The organism is Pseudomonas sp. TE6288 (assembly GCF_054062095.1).
Genome location: NZ_JBSSEW010000005.1, coordinates 222065 through 241313, shown reverse-complemented (window position 1 = coordinate 241313; position 19249 = coordinate 222065). Strand labels below are relative to the sequence as shown.

Sequence of the window (19249 nt, the reverse complement as noted above, 5' to 3'; positions counted from 1 at the left end):
CTCTCAATATTTGATACAGGCCAGATAGGCCCGGTTGAATGGCCTGGATTCGTTGCCGCCGCTGACGCTGGTGACGAAGCTGTGGGCATGGGCCGGCGCCGTGTCGGTGTTGACTGCGTTCACGCCATCGCCCATCTCATCACCGAGCACGGCGTTACCGCCACTGGTGACCATTGCCGCAGCGATACGTTCTCTCACCAGCAGGGACACGTGCGCGTGGGCGCCTGCGGCCGAAGTGGCCCCGGAGTGTGCGTGTTCGAGGTTCTGACTGGCCTGGTCGGTGAAAAGCGCCCGGCCAGGGTCGACATTGCGACCATCCGACCAACCACGGTCGAAATAACCACGATCATCGGGCAGGTTGAACGTCGTCGAGCCATCACCGGCGCCAAACTGGGTACCGATGACCGCGAACAAGCGCGCATAGGTCACGCGCGAAATCGCTGCGCCGTTACGCTTCAGCCAGCCCGCCGGTGGCACACTCATCGCGAAGTGGGCGACATGCCCGGCGGTCAGACCTGCAATGGCATTCACCTGTTCGATGGTGGCTTTCTTCGACAGCTCGTTGACCATCGTGGCGGCAAAGTTCGGATCGTTGCCGATCGCGGCCGCCAGTTCGTTGAGCTGGTCCAGCGCGGCCGGTGCCGAACCAACCAGGGCCGCAACCGCCTGTGCCACGGCATTCGAGGTTTCCGCCCGGGTGAAGACTTCGTTCTTGGTATAGGCGTCGGTGATGCCGTAATCCGCCACGGTGGTCGGATTGCTCGCCGAAACGACACGACCATACTTATCGACCTGCACGCTCCGATACGTACCCTCAACTACACCGGTGCGGCCAAACGCCATCTCGAACGCCAGAGCCGTCACGCCCAATGTGATCGTTGCATCGGTGACCAGCTGCCAACCGCTGTCGCCATTGACCGTGCCCTTCTCCACCAGCACCAGCAAGCCAGGTGTGACCTTGGCATCGGTATTGGCATCGCTGCTGCGAACCCAGGCACTTGCACCGACCTGGTACAAGCCGTTGTCCTTGGCTGCTGCCTGATTTTTCACCAGTACCCGGGCACCAGCCAGCAGCGCGACGCCATCAATGGTCTGCAACCCATTCAAAGTGATGGGACCGGTGGTGGCAGCCTGCACCGAATACTTGAAGTCCTGCCTGGCCAGCTCCTCGGTGACCCATTCACGGGTAGCGAGGACAACCGCAGGGTCGATTTTCAGCTGTACCAGGCTGGCGGTGCTGACGATCAGGTTCAGGCGTACCACCTGGGTGCGGCCCGAGCCCTGGCTAAGCAGCGGTTTGTAGGTGGGTGCGCAGTTGGCCACGGCGACCATGTCGCCGTCAGCGTCGTATAACGCGACTTCGCGGATCCAACGCCCTCCTACTTCTGCGGGGATGACCTGCTCGGCGACGATCACCGAACTGTCCTTGTCGTCCACCTTGAGCTGGTTCAGCGGTGCGCGACGCCATTCGTTGATCAGGCTGGTCTGGGTGGCATTAGGCGTGGGGTCGAGGCCATTGGCGTCGCCCACCCCCATCTGGGTGATTTTCCACGGAATGCCCAAGGCATCCGCGTTGGCCTGCTTCGCCGCGCCCACTTTGGTGAGGATGGCGTAGAACTGTGAATTCTGGTCAACCATGTGCAATGTCCAAGGTATCGATTGTGTGTTCCCGGCCACCGCGTCCGATCGCACCGCTGACGATGAGATCAGGGGGTGCCGGCGGGTAGACGTCGAGTTCATCGCCGTCCTGCAACGCGCAGCCCAGGTAGAAGGCGCCACGGCTTTCGAGGCTGATCACCAGGCCGGTCAGGTGGCGGCTGACCGGTCGGGCATCGTCGATCTGCGACGACAGTTCGTTGTATGTTTCTTCGCTGATGCCGGCGTCAGTTACCCCGAGCTTCAAGGCAAATGTTCCTGGCACCCCGGCAGGCTGCGTCTGCCACCACTCCTCGACTTCGATCAGGTAGCCGAACGGTTCGACCACCCGCCTGAGAGCGCCGAGGGTGCCCTTGTGGGCGTGTACGAAGAACGCCGAGCGGATCACCGAGCGTTTGATCGACTCACTCCAGCGGTCGTCCCAGCGATCCACCGACCAGGCCCAGGCCAGCTGGTACAACAGGTGCGCCGGGCAGGTATCCGGGTTGTAGAGGGTACGCAGGCTGACCTTGAGGTCTTCTTCGGCAGCCGCCTGCAGAGCGTATTCCAGTGGCGTACGGTTGAGCGGCAAGAGCGTATCCATGTCAGCCACCGCGCTTGAGGTCGATGCCGGTGCACCAGGCTGCTTGTGCCTTGGTGGGGCGAATATCGGTCCAGTTCACCAGTTCGACCCGGCTCACGCCCTCGATGTGCAACTGTGCGTCGACACCGGAGCGGGCTACCTCGACGCCCAATCGTCGCCGTGGGTTGACCCACACCTCCAGGCGCCGTCGGCATTCGTCGAGTATCGTTTCGTACTCCGGGCCACTGTCAGCCATGTGCAGCACCGCCTCGACGCGATAGGGCAAGATCTCGGCGCTGCGCACGTTGACCCGGTCGGCAACCGGGCGGATATCGTCGTCGTTGAGGTAGTTGGCGACTTGCGCCAGCAGTGGCGGGCCGGCCATACCATTACCGTCCAGACTCAATACCGTGACGTCTACCACCGCAGGCGACGGGCTTTCGGCGGTGGCGTCAGCGACCCGTCCCGAGGCGTTGCGGGCATGGAGGATGTAACTGTTGCGCGGGCCGGCCGTGGTTAGCCCCTCGTATACCAGTTGCACCCTTTCGCGTAGCGCGTCGTCGGACTCGAGGAGGAGCTCGGTCGGCGGGATCGTGTTCGGGTTCGCGGCCCGGATAACCAGGCGTTGCAGGCTGACATTGGCCGCCAGTTGGTCGAGGTCGCCTTCCTTGGCGTAAGCCAACAGCAAAGCCTTGGCCGCGTCGTTGACCCGCGCCCGGTTGAGCAGCTTGCGGTAAGCGCCAACCTCCAGCAGCTTGATCACCGGATCGCTTTCGAGTTTGGCGGTCCAGCGATTGCCCATATGGGCGCGAAAGCTGGCAAGGTCCTCCAGATACAGCGCCTCGAAGTCGAGATCTTCGAGCAGTTGAGGGACGGGCAATTTCGACAGGTCGACCTGGCTCATACAGTCACCTCCACCAGGGCGTCATCGCCCAGATAACGGCCGCTCAGGGCCAGGCTGACCTGGCCGTCGAGCACGGCCACCACCTTGACCCGCTCCAGTTGCAGACGCGGTTCCCAGCGCCCCAGGGCGCGGGCTACCTCGGCCTGCACCGCGCTCTTCCAGCCTTCGTTGACCGGCAGGTCGACGTAGCGGCGCAGCTGGCTGCCATACTCCGGGCGCATGCGTCGGCTGCCCAGTGGGGTGGTGAGGATGTCTTCGATGGATTGACGCAGGTGGGCCACGCCCGACAGGGGCAATCCGGTGCGGCGGTCCATGCCGATCATGGGGCACCTCCCGACTCAGGCGTATCCTGCTCATGTATATGCATGGCGTTCTCCTGATATGAAAAAGCCCGCACGGGCGGGCTGTGTTTTGTGATTCCGCGGGTCAGGCGGGAGGTATCGGCCAGTCGAGTTCATTGGGGAAGCCAGCCTGGTCGGGCAGCCGAGTCAGCCCCAGGCGGTAGGTCTTCCAGGCTCGCAGAGCATCGAGTTCGGCATCACTGGCGACTCCAAGATCAAGGGCGTCCTGCAGGGGCGTAATCGTCTGGTCGGCCAGGCTGCGCAAGTGCGTCAACAGGTCCACGGCATCCTGCCGGTTCGGGAACGCCTGCTTATGCTCGGACTCCCCGGGTGGTGGCTGAACCTTGAGTTCGGCCTTGGCCGGCATGACCAGGCGCACGTCGATCCAGCTGTCCAGCGGTACGTCAATCGCCTCGCCTTTGCCCAGATGCATCTCACCCTGATCGTCCAGGGTCCAGCGCTGCCTGAACAAGCGGACCAGTACCGTGCCATCCTCGTGCTGCTCGCTCTCGGTCAGGCCCAGGGCTCTTCCGCCATCCGGCGAGCAAGGGTCCTGGATGCGCCAGCCCTCGAGGGCCAGGCCCAGGCTACCTCGAACTTGATAAACACCGGTGTCGAGGCGTTCGGCTGTGACGCCACGCGCCTCGTCGTTGGCGGCGCCCCAGCGACCGGCAGGTTCGAACGTATGCTCCCGCAGGTCGATACGGGTACTGCGCTCGACATCGGTGATGCGCACAATCGGTGATGCTGTCGAGAGCACGCCCCCCGAACCGCGCGTGGTATTGCCTGTGTGGTAGAGCTCCGCCCAGGCAGTACCTCCCTGGTCTGGTATGACCGAACGGAAGAACGCCCGATTTTCCGAAATACCCAACGCAAGCTGGGACTGCCAACGGACATCTGGTCCCCATCGAGTCGACAACACCTGCACGGTTAGATAAGGCGCATTCTTGCCGAGATAACTGCCATACAGACCGGTGGGGCGTGCGTTTTGTAGATCACCTGGCTCATTGATCGACGGGCAGAGCCAGCCACCAGGCGCAACGACCATCAACTGGCCAGGCTGATCCCCTGTGTTCGCGGTGGCGCCGGTGCCCAAGCCGAGCGCTGCGCGAGCGCCCTCCACACTTTGCGCTCCAGTTCCACCACGGACGATTGGCAATGCCGCGGGGAGGTTGTCGCCGCCCAGCGCGGCATAGAGTTCGTCGAAATTCGCCTGCGTCCGTATGAAAGCGCTGCGCTGGGTATCCCCACCGGCGCCACTGGGTGCGCTGCCCAGGTTGATTGTCTGCTTGGCCATCTCGGCCCTCCAAGTTCGAATCTGGCTGCAATGGATGCGCCAGGATTCAGTGCTTGTGATTAGCGGTATTGCCGGCGGTATCGATGATCCGCCCGCCACCATTGATGTCGCCGCTCACCAGCAATTGCCCATTGACCGTGACCTTGCCGGTCAGGCTGATGGCGTCGGAATCGAGCGTAATGGCGCCGTCATTGACCACCAATGTGCTGGCGCCGACCTTGATGGTCGCGTTGCCGCTGGGCAGCTGGATGTCATAGCGCCTGGCCTGCCAGTCGTAGCTCAGCGAGCCGCCGTCGTCGAAACGCCAGATCTCCACATGGTCGCGGTTGTCCGGCACGGCGCCGGCATTGCCGTAGAGACCCGCCACGAAGGTGCCTTGGGCCGGCTCCCCGCTGGGGCTGATCAACACGCCCTGCTCGCCCAGGCTCGGTGCCCGCCAGTGGCGAGCCTTGCCGGCCGCCTGGCTGTGCCAGCGCACCCAGGCGCTGGTCCAGTCGCCGTCGGACACCCGTACCCGGGCCGCAGCCAGGTCGACCGCCACTACGGCACAGGGAATCACCAGGCTGGCCAGCATGCGGTCGTGCATTGCGCTGGCGTAGCTCATGCCAGGTCCTCCGGTGCCAGATAGTGGTCCTCAAAGCCCCGGCCTGTATCCGGGGCAAAACCCAGCATCAGGCTGCCAGGGGGCTGGTCTGGCCAGGCCCACTGCGGCTCGCCGAACAGGATCGGCTGCTCCCAACACACCTTCCACCCGCTCCCTTCGTACTGCGCCTGTACGTTGCGGGAGGCCTCTACGAAGTCCAGGCCCCACAGTTGCTGGCGCAGCAGGTCCATCAGTTGCGCGGCCAGCTCACTGCCCTGCAGGCGCGCTTGGGGGTGCGAAGTGTCGGGCGTGATATCGGCTTCGAAGGTGGCGACCAGCACCGAGCGACCATCGCGTGGTGCAGCGTCGGCGGTCATGCGCACGATGCCGTGGCGCAAGGCCGGAAGAGCTGTGGTGGCGTGGGTGTTGTCATGGCTGTCGACCGAGGCCAGCATCGGCAGCGCTTCGCGCACCCTGGCGGTCAGTGCGGCACCAAGTGCGGACAGTTCACTCATAGGCGATTCCTCCTGCAAACGGGCAGCGATCATTGTGGGGCAGCGGGCCACTGCAGGTTGTCGGGAAAGCCGTCCTGATCCGGCAGGCGGTTAAGCGCCACGCGGTAGCGCTTCCAGGCACGCAGATGCTGTTGCTCCAGCTCACTGGCCTCGTCGAGATCGACGGCATCCTGCAGGGGGGCAATGGCCTGGTCGGCTTGGGCCCGGCAACGGGCAATGCCGCGCAGAACACTGGCCAGCAGGTCGGGTACAGGCTCGGGCAGCGGTTCGATCGGCAAGGCCTCGACGGCCACGTGCAAGGTCAGGCTGTGCTGCAGGTCGCTGGCCACACCGTCGCGGCTGACGCTGATTTCCAAGGTCGGCGCGACATGCTGGATGCGCACCTCGACACCGGCATCCAGCGGGTTGATGACGTAGCCCCAACCCTCTGGTGGCGGCGCCATGCCGAGGGTGCCTTGTACCCGGTACTCACCGATGCCCGCCTTGTGGCTGCTGATCGTGTTGCGCCCCAGGGAGGTCACGTCGATGACCTCGCCCGTCGGGCCGTTGAGGTTGATTGCGGCTCGGGTCATGGTCAGATCGCCTTGAGGGTGCCGTCGGCGGCACGGGTAGTGTTGCCGGTGTGGTAGATGACGTTGAACGTTGCCGTGGCGAAGCTACCCGAACGCAACACCAGGCGGGCCTCCGGCGCTTGTCCGAAAAACAGTTGCCCGCCCCGGAACTCACCTTCGCTGTAGGGCACCGTCAGTACCGATCCGTAACTGATGCCGGTGGCTCCGACATACTGGGTGTTGGGTGTGATGAGGGAGAAGCCACCCTCCATGCGGTTGATCGAATCGCTGTAAGGGGACGACTTGCCGCCCACCCCGAACGCCCCGACCTCCAGCACGTTACCTGCCGCCTGCCCGACGTTGCGGGTCGCAGCCGCACCCAGGCCCAAGGCCGTGCGGGCCTCGACGGCGCTCTTGCCGCCTGTGCCGCCCTGGGCGAGGGTCAGGGGTGTGACAAGGCCGCTCAATGCCGTGATATCAGCGTTGTTGCCCGCTGCCGCCTTGCCTGTCTGCAGGTTGGCATCCGCCTGGTAGAGCTCGTCGAAATTGCCTGCGGCCTTGACCCAGGCTGAACGCTGAGTATCTCCCCCCGCGCCATTGGGGGAGGTACCCAGGTTGATGGTTTGCTTGGTCATGTAAACGCTCCACACACGGTCGTGCGGCGGCCTCCGCGAATCGGGGGGCGCGCCAAGATAGATGATTGGGGGCTCTTAGCGGGGCATTCACAGCCTGATCAGAGGCCACGCTGCGCCCGCACGCGGGCATCAGACGCGAATGATCGGTAACGCTGGCATGCTGTAGTACACCGCCGCCGGGATGGCCGGGGCATTGGGGACATTGGCGCTAGCGTATTGCCAGAGGATTGGCGCCCCATCGCCAGAGAACCCCCACAGGATCGCCACCAACGCCCGAAAGGGGTTGCCATTGACACGCACCACGCCCAGTTCCAGATCGAGCGCCAGCCCGACGGCGATGTACACATCGCCAAGATGATTCCACACAGCGGGCCGATACAAGTCCATGCGCCCGGCATTGGCCAGCGGTCGGCCCGAGGTCCAGGTCCAGTCCTGCGGGCGCCCGCCCAGTTCGCCAATGAAGGTCAGCGGCAGGCGCGCCGAATCGAACACCAACTGGCCAGCTGCATTGCTGATCTTCATCCCGTAGCCAGGCATTGGCGGCAGGTCGTAGGCATACAACCGCACCCACACTTTGGCCGCGGCATGCCGATCCAGGCCACTGAATGTCAGGCGCACACCTGTCCAGTAGCCCGGGCCACCGAGGTAGTCCACGGTCGAGAAGAACAGCGCAGGATCGCTCCAGCGCCGTAACGCAAGCACGGGGGGCGCATCTGTGGTAACAGGCGCAAAGTTGATCGTGTAGTAACCGACCTCCGTGCGCACATCCAGTTGCTGCTCCAGCAGCAATGCCATGTTGCGGTACTGGGAGTCGATGACGACATCCCCACCCTGATTGCGTACCCGCAGCCCGTAATCGCTCATCGCTTGGCCACCACGAACAGGGTACCGGCGCATTGGTCACCTGCCGGCCACCAACTCTCCACGCCCCAGCTGACAAGGCCATTGCCCATCACTGCCCAAGGCGGCCGCTTGTTGGAGACATGCGTCATCACGTAGGCCGTGGCATTGCTGTCATTGAACGCGGGCAGCGCCAAGGTGCCCGAGGTGCCAGCCCCCAGATGCTGGGTATGCACCACCCGCAGCATCCAGTCGGAAACCTCAACCGCGACACTACCATCTTCCTTGAACGTCCTCATGCCGTATGTGGTCATGCCAGTACTCCCATTTGCACCCGAACCACACCGTTGTTGTCTCGGATGGTGAAGGTTCCAGCCTTGTCGAGTAACCAGATGGGCAAGCCATTGCTGCTTATCGCGGTGGACTGGATCGAGTTGCCGATCTTGGCACTGCTGATGGTGCCGTCCTTGATCAAGGCCGAGTCCATGAACACCTGGCCGTTTTGCACGGTAAACGGCGCTGACAAGGTGCCATTGACGTCATTGACCACCGAGAATCGGTTGGCATTGACGAGAAACTGGCTCTGCAGCCCGGCCGAGGTATTCTCGATCCCCAGCCCGATACCTGCCGCAACGTACTGCCCTTGGGCGTTGAGCTGCATCTTCACCGACCACATCGCCGACAGCTTGCCGTCGGTGCTTGCCTGGGCCTGGCTAACCTGCTGGACAGAGGCGGCGTTCTGCCCCTGTTGCACCTCCACTCTATCGACACGCTTGGCCATGGCCAGGCCGTCCTCGATCCGTGCCGACTGCTCCGACCAGACCCCGACCAGGGTCTGGGTGGAACCGGCCAGGTCACCGGCGGCACCGGCCATCGGCGGGTTGACCTGGGCATAGATGCCATCGACACGTGTGGCTTGGGCGTTCACCTTGCCATCGACTTGCTTGACGGCGGTATCCAGCGAGCTGATGGCCGTGGCCTGCCCGGCGTTGACCCCCTCGGCCGCCGTGATGCGCGAAGTGAGCTGGGTCAGGCTGCTGCCTTGAGAGGTCAGTGTGGCTCCCTGCTGAGTAACCCTGGTATCCAAAGCATTGATTGCAGTGGCCTGGCCAGTGTTCACACCCTCGGCAGCGATCATGCGGTTGGTCAGGCTGGTCAGGGCGCTGCCTTGGCTGTCGATCCTGCCACTGGCTTCGCTGACTTTGCCTTCAAGGCTGCTCAAGGCACTGGCCTCAGCCTTCTTGTTCAGCGCCGACTGTACGCCGTCCAAGCGTGTGGACTGGGCCGTGTTCACGCCCTCAACCTCGCCCAGGCGGGTTTCAGCCTTGCTGATGCGCGCCGCCACGCCATTGGCGTCACGCACCACCATACCCACGTCAAGCCAGTAGTCCGGCGCAGGTGGCGGGGTGTTGGCAGGCACCGGTTTGAGCGCCTGGTACAAGCGCTGCTGCTGGCGCACCATGTCGCCCAGGGCGTAGGTTCTGGCCGGTGCGTACTCCAGGGCGTCGACAAAACTGCCCAGTGCATCTATGCGCTGGCGCAGTTGCGTGTCCAGCGCTTGAATGCGCTGGCCCACCGAGCCGGCGCCCGTACCATCGACCAGGTCGATACGCTCGGCCAGGTGTTTGCCCAACGCCGACTCGCTGATCTGGCCGGCAAAATAGGCGGCGTACTCACTCTGATCGGTGCTCGACTGGCCATGAACCCCCTCGGCAGCGGGGAACCAGGCACCCACGTTACCGCTACGATCCACCAGGCGCGCCCAGTAGAAGAAGCTGACGCCAGCGCTCAGCCCTTCGATCGCATGAGTCGCTTGGGGGTAGGCAAAATCGCCCAGTTTTTTCGCCTGTTCCCGTGAGGGAGTGCTCGAATACCAGATCTCGGTACGTTGAGTGTCTTCGGCGCCCTCCGGGAAGCGCCAGGAAAGGCCGATACCGAACACCTTGCTGGTGGCCAGCAACTGCGCCACCGCCGGTGGGGCACCGACCTTGCCGGTGAGCGGGGTAAGCGAGGAAACCCGCCAGATCGAGCTGATCTCACTGGCGCTGATCGAACGCACCCGGGCCAGATAGGCACCGGCGTAAATACCGTTTACCTCCAGGTTGGTAGCCCCGGTACGCGGCAGGCTGATCCAGTTGCCATCGTCCTTGCGCCACTCCACGCCGTACGCCACCGCACCAGAAACCGCAGGCCAGGCGATGGTCAGCGTGCTGACCGCCAGGCCCTGGCTGACCACATGCCTGCTGCTGAGCGTAACGCTCGTCGGCGCTGGCACGAGGTTGATCGGCGTCACGCTGATCGGCCGCTCTTCGAGGCGTGCGCCGGTATCGATATGAGCGAACTTGCTGGGGTCGTACTGCACCGCATTGATTTCGTAGATACCGGGCTCGGGGCACGAAACGCTGGTGACGCGGTACAACGGGATGGCAAGCTCCTGCGCGTCCAGGGCCCAGACCAGTTCGGCCTGCGGTTTGCTGGAGTACGCGGTGGTCACCGTCAGCCGGCGCCCGTCTACCGCGGCTACGGTGCGTGCCTCGCATGAGCCGTCGGGCAGGTTGAGTATCAACCGATCGCCAGCCTTGGCCTGGGTATCGCGGTCAAGGGTGACCTGCAGACCGCTGACCCGGCTGATACGACCGCCCACCGCGCGCCCGGCAAGCAGTTCGTCGGCCACCGGGATCACGTAGCCAGGCAACGGGATGCGCCCGTCCAGGCCGACCCGGAAGCTGATGCCTCGGTCGCGCGAGTTTGTCAGCAGCGCCCACTTGCCACGCCGCTGCGCCTCGGACTCACGGGTACAGCCGATGGCACTGAGCTCCAGCGGGTTGTCGCCATAACGGCGCAGCAGCTTGTCGTCGGCCACCACGGTCACGTCGGTGTCGTAGTTGTTCAGCGGATTGTCGTAGCTGACGAGCGCCCGGCTGTAGCGGCTGCGTTCGGAGCCACTGGAATAGGCGAACTTGCCATCGACAACGTTGGCGCGGGTATAGGCAAAGTCGAAGTCGGCGGCGCGTGGCATATCGGCCAGGCTATAGAGCTGGCCCTGGGCCCAGTAGGTCATGCCACGATAGATGCCAGCGATGTCGCGCAGCAGCGACCAGGCATCGGCCTTGCCCTGCAGGTTGAGGTTGCAGGTGAAGCGGGGTTCCTGCCCTCCCTTGCCGTCGGGCACCAACTGATCGCAGTACTGCGCAATGCGGTACAGCTCCCACTTGTCCACCATCCACGGCTTGATCCGCCGGCCCAGGCCGAAACGGTCGTTGGTGGTAATGCCATAGGTTACCCAGGCCGGGTTGTCGGACCAGGCTTGCTTGAAGGTGCCGTCCCACACGCCTTGATACGTGCGTGTCTCAGGGTCGTAGTTGCTCGGCACCGGCCACTTGCGCCCCTTGCATTCGACCGTTACGGCTGGAATGTTGCGGAACTGTTCGGCGGAAAACTCGATGTACAGCAACGCGGTGTTGGGGTAACGCAGCTTGGCATCGATCACCTCGGTAAGGCCGGCGATCTGCATGGTGTCGGCGACCTTGTTGGAGTTCTGGTTCACCGTCAGGCGGCGTACCCGCAAGCTCCAGCCACGTTCTGCCCTGGGCAGGTCAATGCGCCGGGTACGCTCGTAGGTGCTGGTGCTCTTGCCGTGCACGGCGTCCTTGAGTACCTCCTGGTAAGCCGCGCCATCGGTGGCCACATCCACTGCGTATTCGATGCGATAGCCATTGACGTTGCCGCCGCCGTCGATGGCCTGCAACGCCGGCCACGCAAAGCGCAGGCGCACTGCCGACAACCGAGGGTCATCGATGGCACGCACCCAGGGCTTGTCGCTACGTAGCTCGATACCCTGGGTAATTTCGTTGTCCACCGAAGGAATGCCCGGAATATGGGCCTGTTCGAGCGAACCTGGGCGCCACTCCCATTTGACACCCGGGAAGTTGTAGTTGCCGTTGGCATCCATGAGCGGTGTGCCGTCCAGGAAGATATCCTGGGCACCGGGCGTTCCAGCGAACTCCCCTTCCCCCACGGCGATGAGCATCTTGGCGACTGCCACGGAACGCAGGCTGTCTGGCGCCTCCACCGGCGCCTTCGGCTGTTTCTGACCACCTTTGCGACCGGCGATCACAGGTTTTCTGGTTTCGCCCATGTGTTCCTCCAGGCGTAAAAAAACCGCCTCTGGGGCGGTGGGTAGGCAAGGCGGCTGGCGATCAGGCCAGGGCCTCCATCTGTTCACGCGCTTGCGCACGCCTCAGGGCGATATCCTTGGTGCGTACGCTGTCGCCATCGACCGCACCGGACGGGGTGCCCAGGTTTACTTGCTGCATGAGCATGAAACTTCCTGAGCATACGCGCTCATAGTCGATCCTCGGCGTAGATGGCGGCGCTGATGATCGCCCCGCCCCACCGCCGGCGCCCGATGCACAGGGCCACCGGGTTACCCGATGCCGTGGTGTTGCGGGCACTGCCAAAGGCATAGCCGGGGGTATTCTCGGGCCCGGCACTCATGCTCAGGCCCTTGGCCTGCGGGCTGAGTAACTGCATCACACCGCCCAGGGCCATGGATGCTCCCATCGCGGCGACCGCTCCCCAGGCACCCGGGGCGGCAAAGGCCGCCCCTACGCCACCGGTAGCAATCGAGGCCACCGCGATCATGACCACGCCAAGGATGGTCTGCAGGCCCCCGGCGCGCTTGCTGCCGGCCACCACCGGCACAATCCGCACCTCTTCCCGGGCCTGGAAATCCAGCTCACTCGCGCCGACATTGCGCTTGTCGCTGTAGACGGCGAACGCCAGGCCACGGGAACCTGCATTGGCGAGAAAACGCTCGAACCCCGGCAACTGGACGCACAGCGCCTTGATCGCCTCGCGCGGGGTGCGCACTGCCAGTTCGAACGTCTTGCCGAACTGGCGCAATTGGCCGCTGAGCCGGACAGTGGTCAGCGGTGGGTGAATAATGGCTGCAGCTGACATTGCAACTCCTTCTGCACGAAGCGGCGGCCTCTGGGCCGCGAAGATGAGAAACGGCTGCGTACGCTCAGTCCGCCGCAGCGGCATCGCGATGGCGCAGCACCAGGCGGGTACGTTCGAGCCAGGGGCCACCGAAAACGATGACCTCCGAGGGGCGACCATAAAGATGGTGCAGCAGGAACGGTCCGGCACCACAGGGCGACCACGGCTCGTCCGGCAACCGCGGGTCGCTGCCCAGGTAGATGCCAGCATGATTGGGGTGTGCCGTTCGGCCGATGGCCATGACGATCAGGTCGCCACGCTGAGGTGCCTGAACCCGGACGAACCCGGCCACTTCGTAGGCTTGCTCGTAAAGGCTCGGGCCATCGGCCTGCTCCCACCAGCCGTCTTCCCTCTCGTAGGCTGGGAACGTCAGCCCCCATTCGCGCCGATACCAATCGGCGCAGACTTGCCAGCAATCCCACAAGCCATGGACAAAGGGCCGCCCCAGCAAGGGGGTGCCGCCCTGTGGCAACAGCGTCCGTAGATCGCCCTCCGGCCAGGACAGGATGTGCCAGGGCACACCAGTGGCCTCACACATGGCCAGGTCCCGACTGGATGGCCGACTGCTGGCATCGGGGTGCGAGTGCACCACCGCGACCACCTCACCCAGGTCTTCCGCCGCCGCATAATCGCGCGGGTCGATGCGGAACTCTTCGCTGGGCTCGGCCGCGGTATTGCGACAGCGGTGGTACTGCTGCTGCCCCGCGCGCTCAACCACCAGGCCGCAGGCTTCACGGGGGTAGTCGGCTGCCGCATGCTCGCGCAACGCTTCAAGCAACTGGGCGTCCATGGCTCAGTTCCGGGCGATCAGCGAGACGGCTGGGAAGCCGCCATGGGGTAGCTCCGCCGCCTCGCCAAAGCGTAACGTGCACGAACTCAGCCCCCCCTTGCAGCGATCCTTCGCCGGGTCATCCACTGGCCGATCCTCGTCATCGAACAGACGACTGCCGGTGTAACCACAGTTAGGGCCCCGATAGCCGTTGGTCATCGCCCAATGGCAGTAGGCGGTCATCTGCCGTCCGGGCAGGCCATGGCTGTCGATCTCACCGGGTGACGAGAGCTGCCACTGCACCTGCTCATCGTCCTCCTGGGTCTTCTGGTCGAGAAACCAGATCTCCAGCGCCTCCTGGGTCGGGTCGGCCAGGGGGTTGCCGGCAACGAAGTTGCGAGGGTCCAGGTACTGGCCAAGGGTCTGGCGCACGGTCAGCTTGAACTTGAGCAGGTCTTCGAACGCCAGGCAAAGGGCGGTGACACGACCATCGACGTTGCCAGCAGTGAACGTTGGCCGGGTTGCCCGGCCATTGCTGTTGGCGCCGATGCCATCGATCTGTACTGGCCAGGCCTTGTACTCCAGCCCCTGCCACCAGATCGACCGGGCCGGCAACTGGGCGACATCATCGCCCACGGCAAGCAGCTCGCCGGGCTCATGGGCAATGGCATGGCCGTGGAAACGCAGCGTGTCGGCATCGAATTCGCTACCATCGATCTCGAACAGGACAACCTGCGCGCCGGGTTCGAGTGTCTGGATATCAGTGATCAAAGCCAAGGCTCAAGCCCTCCCGGCTCATGGATGGAATGCCTGCTCGAACGTCGCGCTGAGGCTATAGAGACCACCACCCTTGGCGGTCGGCTGATAACCCTTGCAGCGGTAGAGCGCGGGGTCGCCCAGCGGGGCTGTCCAGCGAAAGGCGCGGCTGCCCGCGTGACGGTCGAGAAAGGCCGCGATGGCACGGATCTTTGCTTCATCACCGGTGAATATCAGTGGCCAGGATTGGCTACGGTTGTTGATACCGTCGCCCACCGCCTGCTGATAGCCATCGCCGAACTGCACCGTGCGTACACGGTATTCAACGCTGCCCACCGGTTCGATCCTGGGGCTCCAGGTAAAGGTTTCCATGAATACTCTCCTTGATCAGCGGCCGTGGATCGCCGCCCAGATCTGCCCACCGGGCATCAGTTCGCGGGAAATCTGGTCGCTGGCGCCCTGCCGGGCGGCTCCGGCGTAGGCACTGGCCAGGCGCTGGGCACCCGCCTCACCGCCGGAGTTCGAGCCACTGGCGGCCGGGACGTTGATGGTCTGCTGAATCACCACTTCGCTGGTATGGCCGGCACCGCCCCCTGCACCGAGCGCACGCACACCCAATGCACCATCGGCGCCACGGGTCAGCGGCATGATGGCTTCCGGCCCGGCTTCGCCGAACAGCGCCATGGGCGCCAAGGTCGGCGTACTGGCAACGCTGTTGGTGAAGGCGCCCCCCTTGGCGAAGGCGGAGCCGCCATAGGTCAGACCTGAGGCGTTGAGTTGCGGGGTGAAGGTGGTGCTGGTGCCACCCACGGACATGCTGGTGGCGGTTGGCGCGGCGCCACCGCTGAACCACGAACCGACCAGGTTCATGCCGAACCCGAGCAGACTGCTCAGAGCCTTGGAGGCTGCAGTCTTGGCGGCCAGCGCGGCCATGTCGGCGATCACCGACTTGGCGAAGTCAGAGAACGACAGCTTGCCGGTAGTGGCAAAAGTCTGCACCGCATTGCCCATGCGATCGAAGACGCTGGCAAAGACCGCTTGCGATTGCGCCGCGACGTTGCCGGAGGTCTCCAGATACTCCTCCCAAGCCGCAGAGGCGCCGACCATCCAGTCGCCACGCGCCTGACTCATCATGTCGTAGTCGTTGAGTACCTGGTTGGTCATGTCGGCATGCCGGGCGCGCATGTCCTCCAACTGCTGCTGGTAATTCGCGCCATCGGGGCCTGCGGCGCCCAGCGGGTTGGCCTGCTCGAACTGAGCCCGTTCGGCGTAGTAGCCTTCGTCCACCTTGAACAGCTGGTCGGCCAACCCGCCCTGGCGCTTGCTCATGCTCATCTTCGCCACCTCGAGCTCGACGCTGGCGTGCTGCTTGCGCAGCGCCTCGCTGTAGGGCCGCTCGGGGGCATCCTGCACGGCCTGCTCCCAGCTCGGTGGCGCGTAGGCGGACTGGAAGCGATCCAGCGCTCTCCTCGAGATGTCCAGGCTCGAATCGGCGACCGCGCCTACGCTCTTGAGGTACTTGGTATTGAAAGCCTCGACGTTCTTCTGCATCTCGCGCAGGGTGCGGTCACTGAGGGCCGAGGCCCTGGACAGTGCCCGTTCGAGGCTGGAGAGGTCGATCGTCGGGCTGAAACTGGCAAGGTTGGTTGCCATGGGCCTACTCCCTGATCATGGTGAAACCCGCCGTGGCGGGCTTCGTGAAGAAGGTGGTGCCGATCATCAGCACCACTGCTGCATGGCACTCTCGAGCGAGACGCCTTGGCGCCGCTCGTGAGGCATGAAATCGATCAACTCGGCGGTGCCGCCGGCTTGATGGTTGGCCTGCAGCGCCAACATGGCGATGCTGGCCTCCAGCCGGCGACCGCCGTGCAACGAGCCATGGCGCTGAATGTACTGCGCCCAGTCCCTGGCTTCTGCGTAGCTCAGCCGTTCCTTGGCTTCGCTGATCGTGCGGCCGCCGATGCCATTGAGCACCAGCTCATGCCAGAACTCATCGGCGGCCGTCAGTTCTTTGCCGGGGTATTACCGGTGCCATTGACTTCGTTGATGGTGTTGAGCAGCACGAAGCCCAGTGAGGGTTCGAGGTTGAACGCGTCTTCGACGCCTAACGGCTCCTCCCCCTCCTCGCCGAGGCTGATGGACGCGGCCAGGTAATGCGCGTTGCGGCTATGGGACGACGCCTGTTCAGCGAACAGACGCTCGATCACCCCGAACGAATGACGGCGCACATGCACCACCAGGGTCTGGGCCAGCATTTCCCCGGTCTGCGGATCAGGCCGGTTCCAGACCACTTCCTTGCGTACCCGCTGGCTGTCGACGATGCCGCCCAGGGCCTTGAGTTGATTGATGTTCATTCAGTCCTCCGGGCTCAGGCCTTTTTCGCCCAGGTGGAGCCGCCGGTGCGCTGGATGCTCACCGAGGTGGTAACCACCGAATTGAGCGCAAAGTTGAACGGGAAGTCGGCTACGTAGCCTTCGAAGGCGAACCAGGTGCGGGTGGCCGGCAGCTCGAAGCCATCGCCTTTGCTGTTGACGGTCGGCGCCACGTCCTTGCCATCGGACCAACCCACTACCCACTTGACGGTGGTACTGCCCTTGGCCTCGGACAGCTGGTGCAGGCGAATGTGGCTGGCATTGGTCGGGTCGGCGTTCAAGCCGAGGGTGGCGGTACCCGGGGTGCGCAGGCCTTTCTGGTAGGTACGCTCTGCGGCATCGAGGGTGGTGTCCTCGATCTGCTCCGCCGGCGCACCGCCCGGCTCGAACGAGGTCACATGCTCGACTTCCAGCACGCTGAGCGGGCCAGTACCGGAAACCGGCGGAACCAGTGCATAGATCTGGGTGCCTTGGGTAAGAATCGACATAAGGGTGTTCTCCTTGAACATGATGAAAGCCGTCGCGGGGAATCCCGGACGGGCGGGTACAGCAGCTGCAAGTACGGAAAGAATTCAGGCTGGCTTGGAGCCATCTAGGTAAGGAGGGGCGTCAGGATCAGGCTCACGGCTTTTCAGATATGCCACGAGTTGCTCGTTGCTGAGCGCCAGGCGTTCGATCGACTGCCCCAGGGCCGTCTGCACCGCTGCCTGGTTGTTTAGTGCGGCGAGCAGTTGCGCCAGTTGTGTTTCGTTCATGAAAACTCCCTGCTCACGGCCGGCGATCGTCAGCGTCTACGCCTGACACCGGTTGTTCGATGCCCAGGCGGCGAGCCGCCCAGCGCTCGTAAAGGCCAATGGCGACGTCTGCGCCAGCCATGGCGGTGAGGCAGCCGAAGGCACTGGCGCTCCAGATCGACATGCCGCTGGCGTACAGAAGCATTACCGTCGACACGCCGCAGACCATGCAGGCGCCGGAGCGCAGCGCCAGGCGGCGCAGCAATGCCCAGCCACGAGCACCGGCCTTGTCGGCCCGCCACATTTCGCCTGACAGGCCGCCCAGCAATGCCAGGACGATCACCAGCCAGAGCGGCATGTCGAGCAATGCCTGTTGTTCACTTGTCAAAGTCCTGTCTCCTTGAAATAAAGCCACGCTCAACCCTCCATCGACTGGATGATCGGCACGACGGGAAGATCCTCGGCCAGGACATGCAGCATCAACGTGCTGACCAGCCGATAGGGCTGGCCGTCGCGGGTCACGGTCACCAGCAGGTCGCCGGAGACTTCATCATGTTCAACCGCCACGTCAGCCTTGCTGTCCATCTGGCTGAGCGAGTAGCCCCAGCCAACGCTGACGGGGGGGAAAGGCACCAGGCCGAGGCTGCCAGTCACCCGGAAGACACCTTCACTAACCAGTGTCGAAGCCAGGAGGGCGTCGGCAGGGGTGATATCGTGGGTGCTGCCATCATTGAGCAGCGTGATGATTGCGCGCATTCAGGCCACCTTGATCGTGCCATCGTTGCCAACCTTGCAGTTGGCTGTGTTGAGGGTGGTGACGACGTTAAACGGTGCCTGCACCAGGTTGCTGGGTGGCGCAGGGGCATCGAAGACGACGGTCCAGCCCGCCTCCAGACCGTTGTCCACGGACAATGCCCCAGGGTTGGTACAACTCACGGCAAAGCGCGGCAGGTAAATGCCCATAGGCAGCTTGAAGTGCAGATTTGCCTTGCCGTTCTCGGCGTAGACGGTGATCTTCAGCCCGCCCCCAGATGCCAGGGAACCTATGTTCGGCGACGACGTATTGACCAAGGCCACCGCGGTATTGACCTGGCCCAGATAGAAGTACCAGCTCATATCGATGGTGATGGGCGAGGTATAACCGTTCACACAGCCATGCAGCCTTACCAGCGGAGCAATTCCATCCTCGGCAGGCATTTTTGTCCGCAGCGTGAAGCTGGACACGATGGTGTGTGACGCCGCCACGCCCACTTCACGGTATAGCTGGCCCACCAGTGGTGAGTAGTTCGCCTGCAACGCTCGATCCCTGATCAGCGCCAGGTTACGGTTGACCTTGTCGAAGCCGGTGCGCACCGTGTCGCCGCCGACGCCCGTGGGCGCCGTGCCCATGTTGATGATTTCGAAACCCATTTCACCTCCGTTGCGATGAATTCCGTAGGAATGAAGCTGGCGGGGTGTTGACCCGCGCATTTGCCTCGGCATTCCAAAAAACCCGCTTCGCAGGCTTTTCAGTAATGCGTTGTCGAACCGCCGGCCACGACTGGTGACGCCGCACGGCTCCGCTTCAAATTAGTGACTCCGACCGCGGCCGCCTGCCCGCCGGATAACTGATCGTGGTGCTTTACGCTGCACACCCGGGCCAGTTGCCAACCCTCTGAACAGTCGAGGCCTGTTCATCGCTGCCTGTGTAACAACCGGTTGCTGACCGGCTTGAGACACAGATTATGCATGCA

At 63.8% G+C, this 19249-nt stretch carries 25 protein-coding genes; all 25 read right to left on the bottom strand.

The genetic code is table 11. The annotated features are described in order from the left end of the window. Window positions 1–3: 3 nt before the first annotated feature. Window positions 4–1638, bottom strand: a complete 1635-nt coding sequence (locus ACVWY1_RS07355) for a phage tail-collar fiber domain-containing protein (protein ID WP_277505562.1) — start codon at window positions 1636–1638, stop codon at window positions 4–6. Further along, on the bottom strand, window positions 1631–2239 hold the full coding sequence (locus ACVWY1_RS07350) for a phage tail protein I (RefSeq protein ID WP_277503095.1): 609 nt from the start codon (window positions 2237–2239) through the stop codon (window positions 1631–1633). The genes ACVWY1_RS07355 and ACVWY1_RS07350 overlap by 8 nt, the downstream gene beginning before the upstream one ends. Before the next feature lies 1 nt (window position 2240). Next, entirely contained in the window at window positions 2241–3122 is an 882-nt protein-coding gene (locus tag ACVWY1_RS07345) for a baseplate assembly protein (protein WP_277503094.1), read from the bottom strand. Next, window positions 3119–3445 carry a GPW/gp25 family protein gene (locus tag ACVWY1_RS07340; RefSeq protein ID WP_277503093.1) on the bottom strand — a complete coding sequence of 109 codons (327 nt, stop codon included), beginning with the start codon at window positions 3443–3445 and terminating at the stop codon, window positions 3119–3121. Before ACVWY1_RS07340 ends, ACVWY1_RS07345 begins: the two co-directional genes overlap by 4 nt. 103 nt (window positions 3446–3548) lie before the next feature. Next, window positions 3549–4760, bottom strand: coding sequence for a phage tail fiber protein (locus ACVWY1_RS07335; RefSeq protein ID WP_277503092.1), 1212 nt, complete (start codon window positions 4758–4760; stop codon window positions 3549–3551). A 46-nt stretch (window positions 4761–4806) separates the two neighbouring features. Beyond that, window positions 4807–5364, bottom strand: a complete 558-nt coding sequence (locus ACVWY1_RS07330) for a phage baseplate assembly protein V (protein ID WP_277503091.1) — start codon at window positions 5362–5364, stop codon at window positions 4807–4809. Further along, a complete protein-coding gene (locus tag ACVWY1_RS07325) occupies window positions 5361–5858 on the bottom strand; it encodes a hypothetical protein (protein WP_277503090.1) in 498 nt (165 codons plus the stop codon). The genes ACVWY1_RS07330 and ACVWY1_RS07325 overlap by 4 nt, the downstream gene beginning before the upstream one ends. A gap of 29 nt (window positions 5859–5887) precedes the next feature. Beyond that, the gene (locus ACVWY1_RS07320; protein ID WP_277503089.1) at window positions 5888–6430 is read right to left on the bottom strand and encodes a tail fiber assembly protein; all 543 of its coding nucleotides are present in this window, start codon (window positions 6428–6430) and stop codon (window positions 5888–5890) included. A 2-nt stretch (window positions 6431–6432) separates the two neighbouring features. Continuing rightward, window positions 6433–7044 (bottom strand): hypothetical protein, encoded by a 612-nt coding sequence (locus tag ACVWY1_RS07315; RefSeq protein WP_431196993.1) that lies wholly within the window; start codon window positions 7042–7044, stop codon window positions 6433–6435. Between the two features lie 129 nt (window positions 7045–7173). Then, window positions 7174–7908, bottom strand: coding sequence for a hypothetical protein (locus ACVWY1_RS07310; protein ID WP_277503088.1), 735 nt, complete (start codon window positions 7906–7908; stop codon window positions 7174–7176). Next, a complete protein-coding gene (locus ACVWY1_RS07305; protein ID WP_277503087.1) occupies window positions 7905–8198 on the bottom strand; it encodes a hypothetical protein in 294 nt (97 codons plus the stop codon). Before ACVWY1_RS07305 ends, ACVWY1_RS07310 begins: the two co-directional genes overlap by 4 nt. Beyond that, window positions 8195–12022 (bottom strand): phage tail protein, encoded by a 3828-nt coding sequence (locus ACVWY1_RS07300; protein WP_457378030.1) that lies wholly within the window; start codon window positions 12020–12022, stop codon window positions 8195–8197. Before ACVWY1_RS07300 ends, ACVWY1_RS07305 begins: the two co-directional genes overlap by 4 nt. 61 nt (window positions 12023–12083) lie before the next feature. Then, complete coding sequence (locus ACVWY1_RS07295) at window positions 12084–12206, bottom strand: hypothetical protein (protein ID WP_277503086.1); 123 nt, start codon at window positions 12204–12206, stop codon at window positions 12084–12086. 22 nt (window positions 12207–12228) lie between these two features. Beyond that, window positions 12229–12846 carry a tail assembly protein gene (locus tag ACVWY1_RS07290; protein ID WP_277503085.1) on the bottom strand — a complete coding sequence of 206 codons (618 nt, stop codon included), beginning with the start codon at window positions 12844–12846 and terminating at the stop codon, window positions 12229–12231. A gap of 64 nt (window positions 12847–12910) precedes the next feature. Next, on the bottom strand, window positions 12911–13675 hold the full coding sequence (locus ACVWY1_RS07285) for a C40 family peptidase (RefSeq protein WP_277503084.1): 765 nt from the start codon (window positions 13673–13675) through the stop codon (window positions 12911–12913). A gap of 3 nt (window positions 13676–13678) precedes the next feature. Then, window positions 13679–14431 (bottom strand): phage minor tail protein L, encoded by a 753-nt coding sequence (locus ACVWY1_RS07280; protein WP_277503083.1) that lies wholly within the window; start codon window positions 14429–14431, stop codon window positions 13679–13681. A gap of 18 nt (window positions 14432–14449) precedes the next feature. Further along, a complete protein-coding gene (locus tag ACVWY1_RS07275) occupies window positions 14450–14782 on the bottom strand; it encodes a phage tail protein (protein WP_277503082.1) in 333 nt (110 codons plus the stop codon). 15 nt (window positions 14783–14797) lie between these two features. After that, window positions 14798–16063, bottom strand: a complete 1266-nt coding sequence (locus ACVWY1_RS07270) for a phage tail tape measure protein (RefSeq protein WP_457378029.1) — start codon at window positions 16061–16063, stop codon at window positions 14798–14800. Between the two features lie 66 nt (window positions 16064–16129). After that, complete coding sequence (locus ACVWY1_RS07265) at window positions 16130–16384, bottom strand: phage tail assembly protein T (protein ID WP_277503080.1); 255 nt, start codon at window positions 16382–16384, stop codon at window positions 16130–16132. Between the two features lie 29 nt (window positions 16385–16413). Then, window positions 16414–16764 (bottom strand): phage tail assembly chaperone family protein, TAC, encoded by a 351-nt coding sequence (locus tag ACVWY1_RS07260; protein WP_457378028.1) that lies wholly within the window; start codon window positions 16762–16764, stop codon window positions 16414–16416. Between the two features lie 14 nt (window positions 16765–16778). Further along, on the bottom strand, window positions 16779–17270 hold the full coding sequence (locus tag ACVWY1_RS07255; RefSeq protein ID WP_102681632.1) for a phage tail tube protein: 492 nt from the start codon (window positions 17268–17270) through the stop codon (window positions 16779–16781). An 84-nt stretch (window positions 17271–17354) separates the two neighbouring features. Continuing rightward, window positions 17355–17537, bottom strand: a complete 183-nt coding sequence (locus ACVWY1_RS07250; RefSeq protein WP_102681631.1) for a hypothetical protein — start codon at window positions 17535–17537, stop codon at window positions 17355–17357. Window positions 17538–17550: 13 nt separating this feature from the next. Then, window positions 17551–17904, bottom strand: a complete 354-nt coding sequence (locus ACVWY1_RS07245; RefSeq protein WP_102681630.1) for a phage holin family protein — start codon at window positions 17902–17904, stop codon at window positions 17551–17553. 29 nt (window positions 17905–17933) lie between these two features. Beyond that, on the bottom strand, window positions 17934–18272 hold the full coding sequence (locus ACVWY1_RS07240; RefSeq protein WP_102681629.1) for a hypothetical protein: 339 nt from the start codon (window positions 18270–18272) through the stop codon (window positions 17934–17936). Beyond that, the gene (locus tag ACVWY1_RS07235; protein WP_277503078.1) at window positions 18273–18926 is read right to left on the bottom strand and encodes a hypothetical protein; all 654 of its coding nucleotides are present in this window, start codon (window positions 18924–18926) and stop codon (window positions 18273–18275) included. Window positions 18927–19249: the final 323 nt, after the last annotated feature.

Bases quoted from the DNA above. Each gene is read 5' to 3' on its own strand.
- ACVWY1_RS07295 (WP_277503086.1), bottom strand. From the start codon at position 12,206: ATGCTCATGCAGCAAGTAAACCTGGGCACCCCGTCCGGTGCGGTCGAT.
- ACVWY1_RS07300 (WP_457378030.1), bottom strand. From the start codon at position 12,022: ATGGGCGAAACCAGAAAACCTGTGATCGCCGGTCGCAAAGGTGGTCAG.
- ACVWY1_RS07320 (WP_277503089.1), bottom strand. From the start codon at position 6,430: ATGACCCGAGCCGCAATCAACCTCAACGGCCCGACGGGCGAGGTCATC.
- ACVWY1_RS07285 (WP_277503084.1), bottom strand. From the start codon at position 13,675: ATGGACGCCCAGTTGCTTGAAGCGTTGCGCGAGCATGCGGCAGCCGAC.
- ACVWY1_RS07255 (WP_102681632.1), bottom strand. From the start codon at position 17,270: ATGTCGATTCTTACCCAAGGCACCCAGATCTATGCACTGGTTCCGCCG.
- ACVWY1_RS07250 (WP_102681631.1), bottom strand. From the start codon at position 17,537: ATGAACGAAACACAACTGGCGCAACTGCTCGCCGCACTAAACAACCAG.
- ACVWY1_RS07310 (WP_277503088.1), bottom strand. From the start codon at position 7,908: ATGAGCGATTACGGGCTGCGGGTACGCAATCAGGGTGGGGATGTCGTC.
- ACVWY1_RS07335 (WP_277503092.1), bottom strand. From the start codon at position 4,760: ATGGCCAAGCAGACAATCAACCTGGGCAGCGCACCCAGTGGCGCCGGT.
- ACVWY1_RS07270 (WP_457378029.1), bottom strand. From the start codon at position 16,063: ATGGCAACCAACCTTGCCAGTTTCAGCCCGACGATCGACCTCTCCAGC.
- ACVWY1_RS07290 (WP_277503085.1), bottom strand. From the start codon at position 12,846: ATGTCAGCTGCAGCCATTATTCACCCACCGCTGACCACTGTCCGGCTC.
- ACVWY1_RS07260 (WP_457378028.1), bottom strand. From the start codon at position 16,764: ATGAACATCAATCAACTCAAGGCCCTGGGCGGCATCGTCGACAGCCAG.
- ACVWY1_RS07325 (WP_277503090.1), bottom strand. From the start codon at position 5,858: ATGAGTGAACTGTCCGCACTTGGTGCCGCACTGACCGCCAGGGTGCGC.
- ACVWY1_RS07355 (WP_277505562.1), bottom strand. From the start codon at position 1,638: ATGGTTGACCAGAATTCACAGTTCTACGCCATCCTCACCAAAGTGGGC.
- ACVWY1_RS07240 (WP_102681629.1), bottom strand. From the start codon at position 18,272: ATGCGCGCAATCATCACGCTGCTCAATGATGGCAGCACCCACGATATC.
- ACVWY1_RS07330 (WP_277503091.1), bottom strand. From the start codon at position 5,364: ATGAGCTACGCCAGCGCAATGCACGACCGCATGCTGGCCAGCCTGGTG.
- ACVWY1_RS07345 (WP_277503094.1), bottom strand. From the start codon at position 3,122: ATGAGCCAGGTCGACCTGTCGAAATTGCCCGTCCCTCAACTGCTCGAA.
- ACVWY1_RS07275 (WP_277503082.1), bottom strand. From the start codon at position 14,782: ATGGAAACCTTTACCTGGAGCCCCAGGATCGAACCGGTGGGCAGCGTT.
- ACVWY1_RS07350 (WP_277503095.1), bottom strand. From the start codon at position 2,239: ATGGATACGCTCTTGCCGCTCAACCGTACGCCACTGGAATACGCTCTG.
- ACVWY1_RS07340 (WP_277503093.1), bottom strand. From the start codon at position 3,445: ATGATCGGCATGGACCGCCGCACCGGATTGCCCCTGTCGGGCGTGGCC.
- ACVWY1_RS07315 (WP_431196993.1), bottom strand. From the start codon at position 7,044: ATGACCAAGCAAACCATCAACCTGGGTACCTCCCCCAATGGCGCGGGG.
- ACVWY1_RS07235 (WP_277503078.1), bottom strand. From the start codon at position 18,926: ATGGGTTTCGAAATCATCAACATGGGCACGGCGCCCACGGGCGTCGGC.
- ACVWY1_RS07305 (WP_277503087.1), bottom strand. From the start codon at position 8,198: ATGACCACATACGGCATGAGGACGTTCAAGGAAGATGGTAGTGTCGCG.